Genomic DNA, 5,817 nt, shown 5'->3' on the forward strand with positions numbered 1-5,817 from the left:
AGGCCCATCCGCACATGCTCGGGTCGGGCTTGAATGAGCGCGCGATCCGCCCATCGCCTTCGCCGCGGGACCAAGGCCTGCCTATTCCATTCACTTGTCAAACAGCCGGACGCGCAATTCGCCGCGCGCCCCTGAAGGCGACTGCGAGACGACCGCCACCCGCCCGCGACCATCATTCCGCAATGTCTTGGGTGTAGTATTGTTTGGGTGGATCGCGAAGCGCGATATTTTTGCTTGTCCCCCTGGACAGGTTTTTGCCGCGGCCGCCCGTCGGGCAAATCACTGCGCCACGTCGCCGGGTTGCAGGAAGCGGCAGCGGGGACCGGCGCCGAAGCCCATCGGGCGGTTGGGCGGTGCACGCGAGCTGCGGCTCGGCATGCCCAAAATATCGAAAACAACCCATGCAAAGTAATACCAACGGTCCTTGGCAGTGACCATCCACCGTCATGGCCGGGCGTAGTCCCGGCCATCCACGTCTTTGCTGCGTCGGCAGAATAAGACGTGGATGCCCCGCACCGAAGGGGCTTCGGCGCCGCAGGCGGGACGAGCCCGGGCATGACGAGTCAGGAGTTGCGACCGTTGGTACCGTTGGTACAACATACTGTCGCCGGCATAGATGCTTTGACCGATCCCGCGGGAGTCTTTTCGCGCGTGAGGCGCGCGGCCCGGAGCGGCGGATTGCGCCGGAGCCTGTCATCGGGCCGTGCGTTGGCGGACCCGGAGGGCTCCAATCCACCCTACCCGCTCAGCCGGCTTTGAGAGGAAACCGGGCTCTTTGCAGAGGTTCGGCGAATGTGAATATCATCCGTGACCGGAACGCCGCGGGGCTTTCGCAAATCAAGATGGAGCGGAGCGCTCTCGAATCCGGAACGAATTTGGGGCGGTCCAGGAGGTAATGTTCCGGCCGTCTCGTCCATGCAGGGACCTCAAGGCCCCAGCGGCGAGCGAGATGTTCGCCGACGGCGCCAATCCATGCGTCCTGCGACGGATTCCCGATGATCGGAGGAATGTCTTCGATCCTCCCTTGCTGCCGTTTCTTGTCCGGATGATCGAGATAGAATGTGTCGACGAACTCGTCAATGCAATCGCCGAAATTTTTCTCCCCTGAGATGGCGACCGACGCAGCCTCCTTCAATGTCATGGGCCGGCTCATCGCGGTTTCCTTGCCTGGATGGCTTCGATAGCTTCAGGGATCCGGGCAGCAGCCACGGGGTCGAGCCTTTCATTCGGGAAGAATGATGCAAAAAGATCGTTCAACTGGACCGCCGTTTCAATTTTTGCTTCGACTGCCAGGCCCACGATGTCGCTGAAATCCTTGTCGTCGTAGCTTTCGCGGACAAGGGCCTTTAGCTTCATCGCGATGAGGTATTCCGGCTTTGCCAGGAACACCCTCAATCCGGATTTTTGTCCCTTGGGATAATCGCCGAACAGCACGAAGAATTCGTCCCGTTCAGCTTCCGATGTGAAACCTCCAACTGAATTGTTCAGCCATCCGTCCGGTAGCCGAAGCTCGATCGCCGCGAAGGCGGCGGCATCCTTTACCGAAGCTTCCGGCTTTCCAAAGGTAGCGTCGACGTCTTCGGTCGATTTGCGCCATGGAAAGTGCAGCAGTATCGCAGAACCGCCATACACCGCGATCTCTCCGACCGTGTTCCGTTCGCGAAGATAGCGACCCATCACGTCAAACGCCTTCGTGATGGTTTCGATGTTCATGTCTTTTTGCTTCATGCGACAATCAATATACCGCCAACGTTCCAATGTCAGATTTGACCGAAATCCAGTTAACGAGGTGCCCGGCCGGAAATCCACCTTTCGGAATGTGTTACCTTATCCCGCCAACAACCTTCCGGGAATTCGTGGCCTATGCCAAGGCCAATGCGGGCAGGCTCAATGTCATGGAAAGTCACTATTTTTCAGGATAGGGTGCTTTCGGAACGAAAATTCGTGGACAGGATCGAATTTTCATGGGAACCGCCCCTGGTATCGTTTTACAGAACCAGTAACGGTTTTTGACGGGCTCCGGCGACACCAAGCTCGAATTTGAGACCATCCGGAAGCGCCTGAGTGCCCTCGGCGTGCGACTGATGGCGAGGCCGCGGGCGGCGTAAGCTTGTCCGGGGGGCAAACCTTACCTTGGAAGCAGCTGCTGCAAGTCCGAATTGGGGTCAGAGTTTCGCCGAGCGCGCCGAGAGGTCGGCAATAAAGCGCAGAATTACTGTTTTCTCTGTGATGCCGGCCTCCGTGACGATCATTCCGGAGAAGGAATGCCCGACCAGCACAGTCGAACCATCGCGGCGCGCGAGTTGACCACCGTGAGAGCGAGTTCGAGCTAACCTTTGATCACCGTTACCGGCGGAACCGGCAAGATGATCTCGGAAGCGATCTTCCAATCGCCGCCGACCTTGAGCCAATCAACGATCATCAAAAATGGCTTTGGGGTGCCGTCCTGACCGGCATAAGAAACCGTAATCGTCACAGGCACATAGGATTCGGCCAACTGGCGCGTCAGTCCCACGACCCTGGGTTTCGACAGGTCAGGCGCGAGTACGACCGGTCCCGATGCGGCGATGTCGCGGAGCTTTTCGAAAGAAATTCTGAAGGAGACACGCGCCGCTCTGCCGCTCGGCTAATTGGCTGTTGTTCAATTTCGGCGCCCGGATGCACTGCGCGTGTCGCGGCGTCACCTAGCGCCGGCTCAGGACAATGCTTCGGTGCCGAAAATCCTGGATCGCTTCTTCTGATATCTGCAGCTCTTTTAATATTTCCTCGTTATGCTCACCCTGGAACGCAGGCGCACCGGGGGGCGGCAGCTCCGAGCGGCTGAAGATCCAGGGGTTGCCGGGCATCCGCAAAGTGCCACCGCCGCGATCGTCGACGTCAACGATCGCGTTCCATTCCCTGACCCACTCGGACCTGGCGAACTCGTTGACCGTCCGCACGCGGCCGACGGCAAGGCCCGCTTCGCTGACTTGCGCCTGCAACTGCTCGAGGCTGTCGAAGGTCGCCAGCCAGGCCCGGACCTCGGCCAGCAGAGACGCCAGATTTTGCCTCCGCAATTTGGCCGTCGCGTAGCGCGGATCGCTCAGAAGATCGCTCCGCCGCATCATCGCGCAGTAACGCGTGAACATCGGCGAATAGATCGGGCTCGCGGCGATGGTCAACCTGGTGCCGTCAGCCATTTCGAAAATATGGGATTCATTGGCCGACAGCGCGATCGGCTCACCATCCGTGTCGATTTCCGATAGCATCGCGCCGGCGCGCTCGTTCACCGACAGCATGGTGGCGGCCATCGACACGTCGACATGCTGGCCTTCGCCGGTGCGGTTGCGGTGCTGCAAAGCGGCGAGCACGGCAATGACACCCTGCAACCCGGTATAGACATCCGCATGGCTGCAGGAGTCGCCCCGCGGTTCCGACAGCGCTTCGCCGAAATGTTCCTGAACGATGGCCGTCAGGCCGGTCTCGGCCTGAACCGTGGGCGCAAAGGCAGGCCGGTTCTTCCACGACGTGGATTGCCCGTACCCGCTTAGGGAAACATAGACGACACGCGGATTGAACGCCTTGACGTCGTTGTAGCCGAAACCGAAGCGCGCGAGTGTGCCGGGGCGAAAGTTTTCGACGATGACATCTGCGTCGCGGCAGAGCTGCGCGACGATCTCGCGCGCTTCCGCGTAATTCAGATCCAGGCTGAGATTCCTCTTTCCCGCGTTTTGCTGCACGTAATAGAGGCCGATGCCGTTGACGTGGGGCAGGCCGACGCGCCCCAGGTCGCCGGCCGGCGGTTCGATCTTGGTCACGTCGGCACCGAGATCGCGCAGCGCCTTGGTGCAGTGCGGGCCTGCCAGCACGCGGGTGAAATCGACCACCCGCAATCCCTCGAGCGGAGCAGCGGACATGATCAATCTCCCTGGAATATCGCGGTCGCGGGACCCGTCGCAAAGAAGGCATCGGCGCCACGCTGCCGATCCCTCGCCTTCCAGATGGTATCGTTGATCTCGACCTGGCGTGCATCGGCAGCGCCGATTCCGCCGCGCGCCTCGAGATTGGCCTGCAGCTTGATGCCCCTGATGACCTGTGTCGGTCCCGCGGCAAGCTGCCGAGCCCAGGTCATCGAAGCCGAAGGCAGTTCGGATTCCGGCACGACGAGGTTGATGATGCCCCAGCGTTCGAACGCTTCCGGGGTGTGGCGGCGTCCAAGCATGGCGATTTCCTTGGCGCGCGCCACGCCGGCCCGCTGCGCGAGCCGTTGTGTGCCGCCGAGCAGGGGCAGCAGGCCGACCGCAACCTCGACCTGGCCCAGGAACGCGGTATCCGCGGCAAGGATCATGTCGCAGGTCAGCGCCAATTCGAGGCCGCCCCCGAGCGCGCCGCCGTTCACGGCCGCGACCGTCGGCACCGCCACGTCCTCGAGATCCTGCAGCATAGCCTCGAGCTTCACCTGGTCGGTGTGAATGCGCGTGCCCGTTCCCCATGACCGCATCTCGGCGCCCGCGCAGAAATGCCGCATCGAGCTGCGAAGCAGGATCGCGCGGCAACCATCCGCAACCACCGTGCGGTAGGCCGCGACGAGGTCGTTGATGAGCTGGTCGTCGATCAGATTGTGCGGCGGCTTCGCCAGCGTGACCACGCCGACCTTGCCATCGATTTCGTGCGTGACTGTCGTCATCCCTATCCCTCGTTTCGTCGAATGCGGCCGGCAACCCTGAACGGGCATGTCGTTCGGCCGATGGACGCTTCCTCGTTGACACCGGCCCTTGGGGCTATCCGTTACGGGTTGGGATATTGGCTCAGCGCGCGGAGGTGACAACGTCAAGCTCTGCCAATTATGATGTCGAAAGCTGCCAAAGCGATTGGAACTCCCAAATAAGGGACGTCAATCCGCGCCAGCAAGGCAGGGAGGACGCATGAAGCCGATCAAGGTCGTGACGCCGTTCTCGGGCGACCCCGAGGCTCCGACGCAGAATCTCCTGGGTCTGGCCGCGTTGGCTGCGGAACTTGCGGCGGAAGGGATCTCGGTCCGGGATTTGTTTGCCCGAACCGGCGTCGATGCTGCTCAGCTCGAAGATCCGCAGGCCCGAATTTCGTACCGGCAGCGGCTGGCCATCTACCGCAACGCCATGAAGCTCGCCAAGCGATCGGATATCGGGCTGTTGGCAGGTGCCCGGCAGCGGATCAGCGACTACGGGATCTACGGCTATGCGATGGTCTCCAGCCCCACCTTCGGCGATGCGCTGCTGTTTTCGCTCGATCATGTCACCATGGCGGGACCCGCGGTGCGGCAAATCAGCTTCCGGATCGAAGCCGGGAAAACCGCGATCCTGCGCAGCCACGGTCTTGACACGCTGGGCAACCTGCTGCCGTTCGCCGCCGAATTCTGGCGAAGCTCGATGACCGTGCTGTTCAGCCGTGTCCTCGAATCGCCGTTCCCAAGCACGCGGATGATATTTCCGTTTCCAGCCCCCGCGCATTGGCGCAACTACGAACGCCTGTTCAACTGCGCGATCGACTTCGACGCCGACCGCATGGAATGGCATTTCGACGCGAAAGTGCTCGATCTGCCATGCCCGAACGCGAACCCGATCACCGCGAAAATATGCCAACAGGTTTGCGACGTGGTCCTGACCGAGCGTCCCGGCGAATCCGATCTGGTTCGAAAGATTCGCGTCGCCTGCCTCAACAGCCCCCACCGGTTTCCCGCCGCCGCCGAGATCGCATCCGAACTCGGCCTCTCCTTGCGGACGTTCCACCGCAGACTCGCCGAGGACGGACTGTCTTATCAGTCCATCGTCGACGGGATGCGCCGGTCGCTGGCCACCG

At 61.4% G+C, this 5,817-nt stretch carries 5 protein-coding genes and 2 pseudogenes; 2 read left to right on the top strand and 5 right to left on the bottom strand.

The window, feature by feature from the left end; translation table 11 throughout:
- Positions 1-949 precede the first annotated feature (949 nt).
- Complete coding sequence (locus ABSG20_RS27720) at positions 950-1,108, top strand: hypothetical protein (protein ID WP_423867668.1); 159 nt, start codon at positions 950-952, stop codon at positions 1,106-1,108.
- Between the two features lie 41 nt (positions 1,109-1,149).
- On the opposite strand, the gene ABSG20_RS27725 is transcribed toward ABSG20_RS27720, so the two are convergent.
- The 5 genes and pseudogenes from ABSG20_RS27725 to ABSG20_RS27745 all read right to left on the bottom strand — a co-directional run bounded on the left by ABSG20_RS27725 (position 1,150) and on the right by ABSG20_RS27745 (position 4,666).
- Positions 1,150-1,713, bottom strand: a complete 564-nt coding sequence (locus ABSG20_RS27725; RefSeq protein WP_423867669.1) for a hypothetical protein — start codon at positions 1,711-1,713, stop codon at positions 1,150-1,152.
- 482 nt (positions 1,714-2,195) lie between these two features.
- Positions 2,196-2,303, bottom strand: a pseudogene (locus ABSG20_RS27730) (alpha/beta hydrolase); the annotation flags it as partial.
- Between the two features lie 26 nt (positions 2,304-2,329).
- A pseudogene (locus ABSG20_RS27735) lies at positions 2,330-2,584 on the bottom strand (hypothetical protein); the annotation flags it as partial.
- 100 nt (positions 2,585-2,684) lie between these two features.
- The gene (locus tag ABSG20_RS27740) at positions 2,685-3,896 is read right to left on the bottom strand and encodes a CaiB/BaiF CoA transferase family protein (protein ID WP_423867670.1); all 1,212 of its coding nucleotides are present in this window, start codon (positions 3,894-3,896) and stop codon (positions 2,685-2,687) included.
- Positions 3,897-3,898: 2 nt separating this feature from the next.
- Complete coding sequence (locus ABSG20_RS27745; protein WP_423867671.1) at positions 3,899-4,666, bottom strand: enoyl-CoA hydratase/isomerase family protein; 768 nt, start codon at positions 4,664-4,666, stop codon at positions 3,899-3,901.
- A 238-nt stretch (positions 4,667-4,904) separates the two neighbouring features.
- Here ABSG20_RS27745 and ABSG20_RS27750 point away from each other — a divergent pair.
- On the top strand, positions 4,905-5,817 hold a 913-nt coding region (locus tag ABSG20_RS27750), incomplete at its 3' end, for an AraC family transcriptional regulator (RefSeq protein ID WP_423867672.1).

Source organism: Bradyrhizobium sp., from assembly GCF_049512235.1.
GTDB lineage: Bacteria > Pseudomonadota > Alphaproteobacteria > Rhizobiales > Xanthobacteraceae > Bradyrhizobium.